The following is a 14,375-nucleotide window of genomic DNA, read 5'->3' on the forward strand; positions in this document are numbered from 1 at the left end:
AGGCGCTTGGCTACGCAGACGTTCGACACCAGCGATATCGACCAGTACCTCGGGCAACCGATCGAGAGTTCGCAGCTGCGCGAGCCGATCGCGGCGAACGACATCCGCCGCTGGGTACATGCGATGCACTACCCCAACCGCCTGCACTACGATCCCGACTTTGCAGGGGAGGGGCGCTGGGGCGGGCTGATCGCGCCGCAGAGCTTTGCCATTGCCTGCGACGATGGTCACGGCGCGGCCCCGGCCTGCGTTGGGCGTATCCCGGAGTCGCACCTCCTGTTCGGGGGCGATGAATGGTTCTTCCATGACGTGCAGATCCGCCCGGGCGATCGCATCTCGGTGCTGCGCGTGCCTTACGACTACACCGTCAAGGACACCGGCTTTGCCGGGCCGACCTGCTTTCAGCGCGGCGACAACATCTACACCAACCAGCACGGCGAGGAGATTGCCAAGCAGCGCTCGACTGCAATCCGCTACAGCGCGGCCGCCGGCGGGGCGAGCACGGATACGGGCAATGCGCAGGACCCGCTATGGACCCCGGCCGAGCTGGAGGCGCTGGAAGAACGCAAGTTCACCTGGATCCAGGGCCTCCACGATCTGGGCCACAAGCCGAGGTACTGGGACGAGGTGAAAGTGGGCGATGTCCTGCCCGAGCGCGTCTTCGGCCCGCATTCGCTGGCAAGCTTCGCCACCGAATGGCGCGCCTTCTACATGTCGATCTGGGGCGCTTTCAAGTTCCGCAAGCAGGACCTGGAAGCCATGGGCTTCACCCGCGAGATGGCGGGCTACGAGAACGATCCCGACATGGTCCTCGTCAATCCCGAGCTGACCGACGGGGCCTATATCGGCCCCTCGCGCGGCCACCTCAATCCCGAGTGGGCGCGCAAGATCGGCATGCCGCGCGGCTATGGCTATGGCGCCTCGATGGGCTCGTGGATCACCGACTACCTTGCGGGCTGGGCGGGCGAGCATGGCCGCGTCGTCCATTCCATCGCCAACTACCGTGGCCCCGCGCTGACCGGCGACATCACGATCCAGACCGCCGAAGTGACCGAGACATCGGTCACGGGGGACGGCATGCACCTTGTTCATGTGAAGCACCGCATGGAAAATCAGCTCGGCACGGTCATGGCGACCGGCAGTGCCGAGATCGCGCTGCCGGCAAGGCCGGGCGGCCCTGCGCAATGAGCGCGCCCGATTTCGACGAGACCTACGACTGGGTTGTGGTGGGTAGCGGGGCGGGGGCTTTCGTCTCGGGGCTGGTGATGTGCGCGGCAGGGCACTCGGTCCTGGTCCTGGAAAAGACCGCCTATGCCGGGGGGACCACGGCCAAGTCGGGCGGGGTCATGTGGATCCCGGCCAACCCCTTCATGCTGGCCGAGGGTGAGACAGACACGATCGAGCAGGCCGAGACCTATCTCGACGCGCTGCAGAACCTTGATGGCGGGGTGGCGCCCGGAACCTCGCGGGGGAAGCGCCGGGCCTATCTGGAAAATGGCCCGCGGGCCATCGACTTCCTGCTAAGCAAGGGCGTGCGGCTGCGGCGCGGGGCGCAGTTCTGGCCCGACTATTACGACGAGCTTCCCGGCGGCTGCAAGACGAGCCGCACCGTGGTCGCCGAACCCTTCGACACCAAGCAGCTGGGGCCCATGCGGCGGCGTCTGCGCAAGGGCTTTGCCGAATTCAACGTGCTCCTGGCCGATGCGGCCAAGGTCGGCCACGCGCGCACCAACCCCGATGCGAAGAAGATGCTGGCGCGCATTGCGCTGCGTACCGTGCGCGACAAGCTGCTCGGGCGCGCTTACACCACCGCAGGCGCGGCCTTGCAGGGGCGCCTGTTCAAGGCCGGGCTGGAGGCGGGGGTGGAAATCCGTTTCGACAGCGCGGTGACGGGGCTCGTCTGCGAAGAGGGCCGCGTGTGCGGTGTCGAGGTGGCCGGTGATCCCGCGCCCCGCCGCATCGGCGCGCGCCTGGGCGTGCTGGTGAACGCCGGTGGCTTTGGCAAGAACCAGGAGATGCGCGAGCGCTACATGCCCGGCACGCGCGCGGAATGGAGCCTCGTGCCCGAGGGCGACACCGGGGACATGCACCGCGCGATGGAGGCGGTGGGCGCGCAGCTGGCGCAGATGGACCAGATGGTCGGCTTCCAGGCGACGATCCCGCCAGGCACCGAGAACGCCTATGTCCTGCCCGGTGCGCAGAGCCTGACCGGCAAGCCCCACGCCATCCTCGTCGACCAGACCGGCCAGCGCTACATGAACGAGGGGGGCTCCTACGAGCTTTACTGCGAGACCATGCTGCGCCGGAACCGCGACGTTCCTGCGGTGCCCAGCTGGGCCATCTTCGATGCCCAGTTCACGGCGAAGTACAAGGTCGCCGACACGTTCATTGATCGCAAGATCCCGCCCGGCTGGCTGGAGACGGGCTACCTTCACAAGGCCGACACCATTGCCGAGCTCGCCACCAGCATCGGCGTTTATGCCGGGGCGCTTTCGGCCACGGTCGACCGCTGGAACGGCTTTGTGCGGCAGGGCCGGGACGAGGACTTCGCACGCGGCGAGAGGGCCTACGATGGCTGCCACTTCGTGGGCGATCCCTATTCCGAGGAGCCTTCGCGCGGGACGATTGCCAAGGCACCGTTCTATGCGGTGCCGGTCGTCCCGGGCGATGTCAGCACCTACGGGGGCGCGGTTACCGACGAATACGCCCGCGTGCTGCGGGCCGATGGCTCGGTGATCGAGGGGCTCTATGCAACGGGGACCTCCACCGCGTCGGTCATGGGCAACGTCTATGCAGGGGCGGGCGCGAGCATTGGCCCCTCGCTCACGTTCGGCTTCATCGCCGCGCGCCATGCTGCGGGGCTGGACACCATGACCGCCGCTCGCGCGCCGCAGGGCGCCGTGGTCGAACCTGCGGCCTGAGCGCGAGGAAGGGACACCATGGCTCTCGACATGATCGCCGCCGATTTCGGCATTCGCCAGCTGCACGCCCGCTTTGCCGATGCGGTCTGGCGCCAGGACGCTGATGTCTTCGCGGCCTGCTGGAGCCGCGCAGGTACCTGGAAGATCGCAGGGCTCGACATGCAGGGGCGCGAGGCCATCCAGACCGGCTGCGGCCAGCTGCTGGGGCGCTGCACGCGCATCCACCTTGTCACCGGGCAGCCGATCCTGATCGAGGAGGGCGCGGGTGTGCGCGGGCGTCTGGGGATGACCGAGTTTGCCTGGATGCCCGATGGCACGCAGTTCATCACCTTCGGGCAATATCATGACCGCTACGTCGAGGAAGACGGCGCCTGGCGCTTTGCCGAGCGGTTCTGGAGCTTCAAGTACCGCGGTCCCATCGACCTGTCCGCTCCACTCATCGACACGCCCGATTATGGCGCCTTTCCGGGCGCGCCGGGACCGGATGAGGAAACCTATGTGCGCAAGGCCTGAGCGGACAGGTCGCCTATCGCCCATGCGATAAAGCCCTTCGTGGGCAAGGCATCGCGCACTTGGGCCTGCAGGAGCGGTAGAAGGCAACAGGACGCGAAGCACTCACGGCATGCCGCCTGGGGCCGCCAAGGGAAATCCGTATGGCACTGACCAAGAGCAACGTACCGCCGATTGCGGACATCGATGTCGCCGCGATGAACGCGCGCTACGCGAAGGAGCGCGAGAGGCGGCTACGCAAGGGCGGTCAGGCGGACTATGTCCCGCCCAAAGGCGCGTTTCCCGACGTGGCGAAGGATCCCGATGTCGAGATCGTCCCGCGCCCGCCGATCACCGGGCGCACCGATGTCGTGGTGCTGGGCTGCGGGTTCGGGGGCACACTGGCCGGTGTGCAGCTGGCCCGGCAGGGCGTGTCCGACTTCCTGATGCTCGACACCGCCGGAGACTTCGGCGGCGTGTGGTACTGGAACCGTTACCCCGGCATCCAGTGCGATAACGACGCTTATTGCTACCTCCCTCTGCTGGAGGAGACCGGCTTCGTCCCGTCCAAGAAGTTCGCCGATGGCTGGGAGATTCAGGGCTATATTCGCCAGATCGCCGAGCAGTTCGGCTTTGCCGACAAGGCCGTATTCCAGACCCAGGTGACCTCGCTGGTCTGGGATGAGGGCGCCGCGCGCTGGCAGGTGGGCACCAACCGGGGTGACCGGATCGAGGCCCGCTTCGTGATCATGGCAAACGGGGTGCTCAACATGCCCAAACTGCCCGCGCTCGAGGGGATCGATGCCTTCAAGGGCAAGCTCTTCCACACCGCGCGCTGGGATTACGGCTATACCGGCGGAGAGCCGGGACGGCCCGAGCTGGACCGCCTGGCCGACAAGACCGTCGCCATCGTCGGCACCGGGGCCACCGCGATTCAGGCCGTGCCGATCCTCGCCCAGTACGCAAAGAAGCTCTACGTTATCCAACGCACGCCTGCGACGGTGGATGCACGCCCCAATCCCCCCACCGACCGCACCTGGTTCGAGAGCCAGCCTCCCGGCTGGCAAGCCGCGCGCCAGGCCAATTTCCAGCGCGGCGCGATGGAAAGCTTCGGCCCCGGGGACGAGGACCTCGTCAGCGACTTCTGGACCGAGATCAGCCGCAATATCGCCGCCGAACTCGCCGAGGAGGGCTGGCCCGAAATCGGCAGTGAAGAGTATCTCGCCCGCCGCGCCGAGATGGACCACCGTGTCATGGAGCGCTTCCGCCGCCGCGTCGATGCCCTGGTCGAGGACGGCACCATCGGCGAGGCGCTCAAACCCTACTACTACTTCATGTGCAAGCGGCCGCTATCAAGCGATACCTACTACCCCGCCTTCAACCGATCCAACGTGGAGCTGGTCGATGTCTCGGAAACACGCGGCATCCAGAAGCTGACCGAGAACGGCTTCGTCGCCAACGGCACGGAGTACCCCTGCGACTGCGTGATCTTTGCCAGCGGCTTCGAGGTGACCAGCGATCTGGAGCGGCGCTGGGGCATCGACAGGATCGAGGGCACCGAAGGGCGCTCGCTCTACGATCACTGGCGCGAGGGACCGCTGACCCTCCACGGTACGATGACCCACGGCTTCCCCAACCAGTTCTACATCGGCTACATTCAGGGCGGTCTCAACGCCTCGGTTACCGAGCAGTTCGGGCGCCAGGGCGAACACATCGCCTGGATCATCGGCGAGGCGCTGCGGCGCGGTGCCGAGCGGGTCGAGCCGACGAAAGAGGCCATGGAGGACTATGTCGCCCACTTCGAGGCGACCACCATCGACCAGTCCGATTTCCTCAATTCCTGCCCGCCCAGCTACTTCAACAACGAAGGCGCCAAGGAGCACAAGTGGGGCCTGTTCCGCCCGTGGGGCGCGGGCTGGGACGACTTCCTGCGCTTCCTTGGCGATTGGCGCGAGGCGGGCGACATGGAGGGGCTGGACCTGCGCATTTCACAAGAGGCGCAATAGGAACGCAGGAAGGGCAGGGACATGAGCCAGGACAGCGCAGCCGAGCGCTTTGCGACCGGCAACATCACGGCAGAGGACATGGATGCGGAGCGCCGGGTAACCTACCCGACCGAGGCGTTCTTCTCGCGCAGCTATCTCGAGGACGAGAAGAAGCACCTCTGGCCCAAAGTCTGGCAGATGGTCGAGCGCGAAAGCGACCTTCCCAACCCCGGTGACTGGCTGACCTACAACGTCGCCGACGAATCCGTGATCGTGCTGCGCAAGGGCGACGGGTCACTCAAGGCCTTCCACAACGTCTGTCCCCACCGGGGGCGCCAGCTTGTCTCGGTGTCCGACATGCTGCCGGGCAAGGTTCATGACGTGCGCGGATCGGACCGGCGCAGCTTCACCTGCGGCTTTCACGGCTGGAGCTTCGATACCGATGGCGCCAACACCTTCATTCTCGATCCCCAGGACTGGCACAATGAACTGACGCCCGAGATGACCTGCCTTTCCGAGGTCCGCGTCGACACCTGGGGCGGCTACATCTACATCAACATGGACCCCGACTGCGTGCCCCTGAAGGAGTGGATGGGCCGCGCGGGCGAGATCCTCGACCACTTCGAACTTGCGAAGATGCGCTACAAGTGGCGCCAGTGGGCGATCTACGACTGCAACTGGAAGGTTGCGATCGAGGCCTTCCTCGAACCCTACCATGTGGCGGGGACCCATACGCAGCTGCTGCGCTATGGCGACTATTACGCCTATTCGAAGCAGTTCGGGCTGCACTCGGTCTCGGGCTACGACACGCGCGAGGCCGATTACCGGATGAGCGAGAGCTCGGGCACGACGCGTTCGGGCAAGGCGGGGCTGGACCCGCGTGTCTCGACCTACGAGCTCATCCGCGAGAACTACGAAACGGTGAACTACTCGGCCTCGACCGAGACACTGGTCAAGGCGGCAAGCCGTCTCAAGGACGAACTGCCCGAGACTGCGACGCCTCAGGAGGTGATCGCGCACTGGATGAAATCGGCCAAAGCCGACGATGCCGCGCGCGGCGTCACCTGGCCCGAAATTCCCAGCGAGATCATGGCCGAGGCCGGGCTCGCCTGGGGGCTCTTTCCCAATCAGAACATCCTCCACGGGGTGACCTTCGCGCTGTGCTACCGGGTGCGCCCCTATGGCGATGATCCGGACAAGTGCATCTTCGAGAGTTACGCGCTCGAACGCTTCCCGGAGGGCGAGGAGCCCGAGACCGAGTGGGTCTATGCCGAGCCTACCGGGGAGAACTGGGGCGCGGTGCTGGCGCAGGATTTCGCCAACATGGAGTTCGTTCACAAGGGCATGAAGTCCAGCGGCTTTCGCGGGCCTTTGCCCAACCCGCACCAGGAGCAGAAGGTCATCAACCTGCACCGCAATCTGGCCAGCTTCATAGGGCGCGGGGCGCCGCGACTCCTCGAGGACTGAGGCACGGGGGATCGCCGTGGCGGGCCGCAATTCGCCCGCGCGGAGGGCATCATCGTCGCTGCGGTTTTGCCCCGCCGCTGCTTGTCGAGGCAAGGGCTCTCGCCCACTCGGGCAAGAGCAAAGACATTCGGGAAAGAGGGAATCGACAATGGGAACGCCGGTCTACAAGCGCATTCTGGACCTGTTCGAGGCCGAGGGCGTCAACACGCTCTTTGGCATCCCCGACCCCAATTTCGTGCATCTCTTCCTCGAAGCGGAAAAGCGCGGCTGGACGGTCGTGGCCCCGCACCATGAGGCCGCCGCCGGGTTCATGGCCGAGGCGGCGAGCCGGATGACCGGGAAGCCCGGCCTGTGCATCGGCACGCTGGGGCCGGGCATGGCGAACATGATGCCCGCGGTCCAGTGTGCGCGGGTCGAAAACTCGCCCGTCATCTTCCTGGGCGGTCAGCGCGCGCGCGTGACCGAGCGGCGCGTGCGGCGCGGGCGCATCCAGTTCGTCCGGCAGGAGCCGATGATCGAGGATTCGGTGAAGTATTCCGGATCGATCGAGTACGCCGACCAGACCGACGAAATCGTGCGCGAGGCGATCCGCCAGGCGCTCTCGGGCCGTCCGGGTCCGTCCTACATCGAGTACCCGGCCCACGTCATCCTGGAAGAGCTCGACCTGCCCGAGGTCGCGCCGCCCGCCAGCTACCGTCTCGTCAACCAGGGCGCGGACATCGACAAGGTGCGCGAGGCCGCAAAGCTCATCGGCGAGGCGAAGAACCCGATCCTGCTTCTGGGCCACGCCGTCCACACCACCCGCATGGGCGCGGCGGTGAAGGATCTGGCCATGCTGATGAACTGTCCGGTCGTCCAGACCTCGGGCGGCACGTCCTACATCGAGGGGCTCGAAGACCGCACCTTCCAGTACGTCTTCTCCGATGCCTCGCTCGAAGCGGTCGAGGCGAGCGATCTCGTCCTGGCGCTCGGCACCGAAATTGGCGAACCGCTGCACTATGGCACCACGCGCTGGTGGGCCAAGAACAACGCCACGCGCAAATGGATCTACGTTGAACAGGACCCGACCGCGATCGGTGTCAACCGTCCGATCGACGTGCCGCTTGTGGGTGACCTGCGCGGTGTCGTGCCCCAGCTCGTGCGCGAACTTGAGGCCGCGCCGCGTGATCCCGCCCCGGGGCTTGCGGCGTTCATGAAGGACGGCAAGGCCGAGCTCGACGCGCTGGCCAGGGAAACCGAAAGCAAATCTGGCGGCGGCGAGGTCGGCATTCACACCTCGCGCATGGTGGTGGAAGCGACCAAGGCCTTCCCCAAGGACGGTATCCTGATCCGCGATGGCGGCGCCACGGTGATCTACCAGTGGACCTATTCGCAGTGCAAACCCCACGACGTGATCTGGAACCAGAACTACGGCCACATCGGCACCGGGCTGCCCTATGCGACCGGCGCGATGCTCGCCGACCGCGCCGCGACCGGCAAGAGCCGCCCGGGCATGCTGCTCACCTCGGACAGCTCGTTCCTGTTCCACGTCGCCGAACTGGAAACCGCGGTGCGCTGCAAGCTTCCGCTCGTCTGCGTGGTCGGGGTCGATTTCCAGTGGGGCCTTGAGGTTGGCGTCTACAAACGCACCTTCGGCCAGGGCACGAGCGAGATCGGCACGCACTGGAGCACCGAGGTTCGGCTCGACAAGATGGCGCAAGGGTTTGGCTGCCATGGCGAGTTCGTGGAGGACATCGCCGATCTCAAGCCTGCCATCGAACGCGCCTACGCCAGCGGCAAGTGCGCGGTGATCCACGTCCGCATCGATCCCAAGGCGAATTCCGAAGAGATGCCCAAGTACGAGAAGTTCCGGACCTGGTACGCCGAAGGGTCGCAGTAAGGATCGCGAAAAGGCAAGGCCGGGGAGAGGCAGATGCGCGACTACCGCATGTTCTATATCGATGGTGCCTGGGTCGAACCCGAAGGCACCGAGACGCAGGATCTCGTCAATCCGGCCAATGAGAAGATCTCGGGCCGGATTGCGCTGGGCAGTGCGGGCGATGTCGACAAGGCCGTGGCCGCCGCGCGGCGCGCCTTTCCGGCCTGGTCGCGTTCGACGCGCGAGGAGCGCCTTGCGCTGCTGCGCCGGATCAAGGCCGAGTTCGAAGCGCGGCAGGGCGATCTTGCCGCCGCGATCACCGAGGAGATGGGCGCACCTGCAAGTTTGGCCGGCGGCTTCCACACGTTCCTGGGCCTTGGGCATCTTGATGCCGCGATTACGGCTCTGGAATCCTACACATTCGAGGAGAAGCTGGGCGATACGCTGGTGGTGCAGGAGCCCATCGGCGTGTGCGGCCTCATCACGCCGTGGAACTGGCCGATCAACCAGGTCACGGTGAAGGTCTTTCCTGCCCTTGCCACGGGCTGCACCGTTGTTCTGAAACCGCCGCAGCTCGCCGCTTATTCCGCGCAGATCCTGGCCGAGATCCTCGATGCGGCTGGCGTTCCGGCGGGTGTCTTCAACATGGTGCAGGGCAAGGGCTCGGTCATCGGCACCGCGCTTTCGACCCATCCCGACGTCGACATGATCAGCTTTACAGGGTCCGAGAGCGTGGGCGTCCAGATCCAGAAGGACGCGGCCGATACGGTCAAGCGCGTGTGCCTCGAACTGGGCGGCAAGAGCCCGTACATCGTGCTCGACGATGCCTCGACGATGGAGCGCGTGGCGAGCGCGGTCTCCTCGATGATGATGAACTCGGGCCAGACCTGCAGCGCAGGCTCGCGTCTCCTTGTTCCCGCCGCCCGTTTCGAGGAAGCGAAGGCGCTTGCCGCCAAGACCGCCGAGGCGGTCGCGGTGGGGGATCCTTCGGGCAATGTCGCGATGGGGCCAGTGGTCTCGAAGGAACAGTTCGACACCGTTCAGAGCTATATTGCCCAAGGCATCGCGGAAGGGGCCGAACTGATCGCCGGAGGACCGGGGCGCCCCGAGGGACTGGAGGTGGGCTTTTACGTGAAGCCGACCGTGTTCGTCAGCGACAATTCCACGGCAATTGCGCGCGAGGAGATCTTCGGGCCGGTCCTGGTGATGATCCCTTACGAGGGGATCGAGGACGCCATCGCCATTGCCAACGACACGGATTTCGGCCTCGCCGCCTATGTCGATGGCGAGGACATCGCGGCCTGCAGGGCCATCGCGCGGCGCATTCGAGCCGGCGCGATCTATCTCAATGGCGGGTTCGACTTCGCCGCGCCCTTTGGCGGCTACAAGCGCAGCGGAAATGGCCGCGAATGGGGCGCGCACGGCTTTGCCGAGTACCTGGAGACCAAGTCGATCCTGGGGCACGGCTGATGCCCCTGTCCAGTCGCTACGCTGGGCCGGACGGGGCGTGCGCCGCACCAGACTGGACGCTGGAGCGGATCACGCGGCCCAGCCGCCTGTTCGGCGCCAATGGTTTGCGTACCGGAGCGGACGGGCGGATCTATGTAGCCCAGGTCGCAGGCAGTGCGGTGACCGCGCTCGATCCCGATACCGGAGAGGCCAGCCCTGTCAGCGCGATTGACGGGCCGATCACCGCGCCCGACGACATCGCCTTTGACAGCGCGGGCAATCTCTATGCCACCGAAATCACGCTGGGGCGCGTCTCGATGCTGGCGCCGGACGGAAGCTACCGCGTGATCCACGGCGACATGCCCGTGGCGAACCCGATCACGGTTCACCAGGACCGCCTCTTTGCAGGCGAATGCCGCATGGGCGGGCGCGTGTTCGAACTCGATCCTGTGGGCGGATCACATCGCCAGATCCTGGCTGATGTGCCTATGCCCAACGCCTTTTCCATCGGGCCGGACGGTCTTCTCTACATGCCGATCATGGCGACCAACGAAATCTGGCGGGTCGATCCCGCCGGCGGCGCGCCTGAAGTTGTCGTGGGGGGCCTTGGCGTGCCGGACTCGGTCAAGTTCGACAGCAAGGGCCGGATCATCTCGACCCAGGTGGCGAGCGGGCAGGTGCTGCGCATCGACCCGCAGACAGGCGCGCGCGAGGTGCTGGCCCAACTCCTGCCCGGGCTCGACAACTGCACGTTCGTGGGCGAGCGCCTGTTCGTCTCCTCGATCCCCGGCGAGGTGACCGAAATCCGCGCCGATGGCTCCGTTCGTCCATTGGTGGAGCGCGGGCTGCAATGGCCGATGGGACTGGCGCTTGCCGAGGACGGCAGCCTGTTTGTCGCCGACGGCGGTTTTACCTACACCCTTGCACCGGGCGGAAAGCCGCAACTTGCCGGCTGCCTGTTTTCGCTCGGCTTCCCCGGCTTTGTGCGCGGCGTGGCTCCGGCCGGAGAGGGCTCCTGGGTAACGACCAATTCGATGGGTGCGGTCATGCGCTGGAACATGGCCGAGGGCACGAGTACCCCGCTCAGCAAGGGCCATGAGATCCTCTACGGCCTCGCCATGCGCGATAGCGAAACAGTCGTCTTCGCCGATGGCGGGGCAGGGCGCGTGCTGCTTGCGGGGCCAGGAGGCCTCGAGGAACTGGCGCGCGATCTGGCGCGGCCCATGGGCGTTGCCATCACCGCACGGGGCGATGTCCTGGCCAGCGAAAGCGCCGGTGGCCGGGTGGTGCGCTGTGAGGGCGGTCGCAAGGAAACCGTGCTCGATGGACTTGGCGAGCCTCAGGGCATCGCGGTTGTCGATGAGACGTTGTTCGTGGTCGATGTGGACCGCAAGGAAGTGGTCGCGTGCGACCTTGCCACGGGCCGGCGCGAAACGCTTGCGAGCGGCCTTCCGGTGAAGGCGCCTCCGGGCGTGGTCCCCAAGCTCCTGGGCGGCGTGGGGGACATGTCCGGCCCGATGGTCCCTTTCTGCGGACTGGCTGCGGGCGATGCGAACACGGTGTACGTGTCGGGCGACGCGGAGGGCAGCGTGCTGAGGCTGACTTCAGAAGGAAGAAGATGATTCAAGGGGCCATCGCCCCTTGACCCCCAAACGGGCGACCTCACCTTTCTGAGCCAGCGTGGCGCGCGGGACGTGAGGTTGCTCGTTCGGGGAGCCCGAGGGCGATGGCCCTCGGATATCGTCTTCACATGTTTCCCAACTGCCGCGTCACTGTCTGCGCGCCTTCGACGAGAGCCTTGCCGAGCCGAAGTCGAGCTTCCTCATCAAGGGTGCGCGACAGCGCCAGTGCGACGAGCGCGTGCGAGGGACTTTCAGACGTGCGGTAGACGGGCGCAGCCATCACCGTGACCCCGGCGATGTAGTGCCCCACATCGGCTGCGTAGCCTTGCGCGCGGGTCTCTAGGACCTGCTCGCTCCACAGCGCAAAGTCAGGCGGATTGTCCCAGCGCAGCTTCTCGAAGCGGGGGCGCAGACGTTCCAGAGCGTGGTCGCCGAAGGCCGCGATGCAGCGGCCCGTGGCGCTCAGCAGTGCAGGAAAGCGGCTGCCGACTTCGGTCGAGAGGCGGAAGTTGCCGGGGCCCTCGGCCACGGCCACGGCGGTGATGCGCTCCAGTCCGGAAATTTCGACCCCGATGCAGGTTACCGCGAAGCGTGAGGCAAGGTCAGCCAAGACCGGCTGGGCAAGGCTGGCAAAGGGATCGCGTTGCAGCCGGTGGCGCGCGAGCGAGAGGACACCAGACCCCAACGAATAACGCTTCGTCGCCGGATCAAGGCTGACCAGTTCCTCCTCCACCAGCGCGCGCAACACGTAGAGGCAGGTGCTGGGGACGAGGCCGAGCTCGCGCGCGATGGGTTGCAGGCCCATCGGCACTTCGCTGTGTCCGAGCAGGCGAAGGATTGCGGCTGCCCGGGCGATGGCCGGGGCCTTGCTGTCCTTCACAGCGGTATCGAGAGAGCGATCTTTCATTCGATATAGTGAATGGCATTCAATATTTGAAACAGCAAGCCTGTTCTTGCGTAGAAGGGGGGGGCAGACGACAGGGCGGGACTCGCCCGGAAGAGGAATGGCCATGGCCTTGTTGAGCGACTTCACCAGCTTTGCCGACGCGCAGCAGCACGCCACATCCGCGCGGTTGTGGGACCTGTTCGAGGGAACGCGCGAACATTTCAACATCGCGAACGAGGCGATCCTGCGCCACGCCGATGGCTCGAGCCGGGCGGCGGTGCGCGTCGCCCACGCCGATGGCACGAACGAGATCCTGAGCTTCGATGCACTGGCCAGCGGCGCGGCGCGTTTTGCGCACTGGCTCGATGCCAACGGCGTCACGAAGGGGGAGCGCATCGCCTTCATGCTCGAACCTTCGCTGCCCTTCTACGTCTGCCTGTTCGGCGCGATGCTGCACGGCGCGATCTCGGTGCCGCTGTTCACACTGTTCGGGCCCGACGCGCTGCGCCTGCGGGTGGAAGACTGTACTCCGGCCATTCTCCTCACCAACGCCGAGAAGGCGCCGATGGCCCGCACCATCGCGGGGCCGCGCGTGGTTGTGGCGGACGAGGCGCTGCTGGAAACACTTGCGGGGTATCCCGATGTCTACACGCCGCAGACCTCGGGCGAGGACCTCGCCTGCTTCCAGTACACCAGCGGGACCACGCGCGAGCTGCCCGAAGCCGTGCGCCACACGCACCGCTCGCTCGTCACGCTGATGTTCGCCGCGCTCTACGGCACCGGCATTCGCCCCGGCGATGAGTTCTTCTGCCCCTCCTCGCCCGCTTGGGGACACGGCTTGTGGCACGGTACGCTGGCCCCGCTCGGGCTGGGCATCACCACAGGGACGATGGGGCGTGGCAAGTTCGATGCGGTGCGCCTGATGGAGGCGCTGCAGGAGTTCGGGATCACCAACATGTCGGCCGCCGCGACCCACTACCGGATGATGAAGAACACCGGCCGCTCGGGCGATTTCAGGTTTGCGATCCGCAAGCTGTCCTACACCGGCGAACCGATCGATCCGGCGACGCTGGACTGGATCGACGCGACGTTCGGCGTCGATGCCTGCTCAATGTACGGCACGACAGAGATCGGGGTGGTCCTGGTGAACTACCCGGGCGCCAAGGACTTCACGGTCAAGCCGGGATCGCTGGGCAAGCCGGTGCCGGGGCTCGAGCTGCAGGTGCAAAGACCCGATGGAACCCCGGTGGAGCCGGGCGAAGTGGGGGAGCTCATGCTGCGCCGCAAGTCGGGCTGGCTCTCGACCAAGGACCGCGCGAAGATCGATGCGGACGGGTACTTCTACCACTGCGGCCGTGCCGACGACGTCATCATCTCGGCGGGCTGGACGATGAGTGCGGTGGAGATCGAGAACACCCTGCTCAAGCACGAGGACGTGCGCGAATGCGCGGTCATCGGCGCGCCCGACGAGAAGCGCGGGCAGGTGGTGAAAGCCTTCGTGATCTCGCCGCGCCTACCTGGCGAGAGCTTCGTGAAGGAGCTCCAGGATTTCACCCGCACGCGGCTCGCCCAACATGAATTCCCGCGCATCGTCGAGTTCGTCGACGAACTGCCCAAGACCCCGGCGGGCAAGGTCAACCGCAAGGTCCTGCGCGACCGTGAAGCGGCGGCGGCTACCCACGCCTGACACCCGACAAC

The 14,375-nt window shown here is 66.1% G+C and carries 10 protein-coding genes; 9 read left to right on the top strand and 1 reads right to left on the bottom strand.

The features are described from left to right. The first annotated feature begins 6 nt into the window (after positions 1-6). The 8 genes from LC060_RS00415 to LC060_RS00450 all read left to right on the top strand — a co-directional run bounded on the left by LC060_RS00415 (position 7) and on the right by LC060_RS00450 (position 11,791). On the top strand, positions 7-1,188 hold the full coding sequence (locus LC060_RS00415; protein ID WP_226631849.1) for a MaoC family dehydratase N-terminal domain-containing protein: 1,182 nt from the start codon (positions 7-9) through the stop codon (positions 1,186-1,188). Beyond that, on the top strand, positions 1,185-2,921 hold the full coding sequence (locus LC060_RS00420) for an FAD-binding protein (protein WP_226631850.1): 1,737 nt from the start codon (positions 1,185-1,187) through the stop codon (positions 2,919-2,921). Before LC060_RS00415 ends, LC060_RS00420 begins: the two co-directional genes overlap by 4 nt. A gap of 18 nt (positions 2,922-2,939) precedes the next feature. Continuing rightward, positions 2,940-3,434, top strand: coding sequence for a nuclear transport factor 2 family protein (locus tag LC060_RS00425; protein ID WP_226631851.1), 495 nt, complete (start codon positions 2,940-2,942; stop codon positions 3,432-3,434). Between the two features lie 140 nt (positions 3,435-3,574). Then, positions 3,575-5,416 (top strand): flavin-containing monooxygenase, encoded by a 1,842-nt coding sequence (locus LC060_RS00430; protein ID WP_226631852.1) that lies wholly within the window; start codon positions 3,575-3,577, stop codon positions 5,414-5,416. A gap of 21 nt (positions 5,417-5,437) precedes the next feature. Then, positions 5,438-6,862, top strand: coding sequence for an aromatic ring-hydroxylating oxygenase subunit alpha (locus LC060_RS00435; RefSeq protein ID WP_226631853.1), 1,425 nt, complete (start codon positions 5,438-5,440; stop codon positions 6,860-6,862). 148 nt (positions 6,863-7,010) lie between these two features. Beyond that, positions 7,011-8,741 (top strand): thiamine pyrophosphate-binding protein, encoded by a 1,731-nt coding sequence (locus LC060_RS00440; protein ID WP_226631854.1) that lies wholly within the window; start codon positions 7,011-7,013, stop codon positions 8,739-8,741. 33 nt (positions 8,742-8,774) lie between these two features. Next, positions 8,775-10,190 (top strand): aldehyde dehydrogenase family protein, encoded by a 1,416-nt coding sequence (locus LC060_RS00445; protein ID WP_226631855.1) that lies wholly within the window; start codon positions 8,775-8,777, stop codon positions 10,188-10,190. Further along, positions 10,190-11,791 carry an SMP-30/gluconolactonase/LRE family protein gene (locus LC060_RS00450; protein ID WP_226631856.1) on the top strand — a complete coding sequence of 534 codons (1,602 nt, stop codon included), beginning with the start codon at positions 10,190-10,192 and terminating at the stop codon, positions 11,789-11,791. Before LC060_RS00445 ends, LC060_RS00450 begins: the two co-directional genes overlap by 1 nt. A 124-nt stretch (positions 11,792-11,915) precedes the next feature. Here LC060_RS00450 and LC060_RS00455 read toward each other — a convergent pair whose 3' ends face one another. After that, positions 11,916-12,698: an IclR family transcriptional regulator gene (locus LC060_RS00455; RefSeq protein WP_226631857.1), complete on the bottom strand. Its 783-nt coding sequence runs from the start codon at positions 12,696-12,698 to the stop codon at positions 11,916-11,918. A gap of 103 nt (positions 12,699-12,801) precedes the next feature. Here LC060_RS00455 and LC060_RS00460 point away from each other — a divergent pair, with 103 nt between their 5' ends. Continuing rightward, on the top strand, positions 12,802-14,364 hold the full coding sequence (locus tag LC060_RS00460) for an acyl-CoA synthetase (protein WP_226631858.1): 1,563 nt from the start codon (positions 12,802-12,804) through the stop codon (positions 14,362-14,364). Positions 14,365-14,375 lie beyond the last annotated feature (11 nt).

This window comes from Novosphingobium profundi, from assembly GCF_020524485.1.
GTDB classification, from domain to species: Bacteria; Pseudomonadota; Alphaproteobacteria; order Sphingomonadales; family Sphingomonadaceae; genus Novosphingobium; species Novosphingobium profundi_A.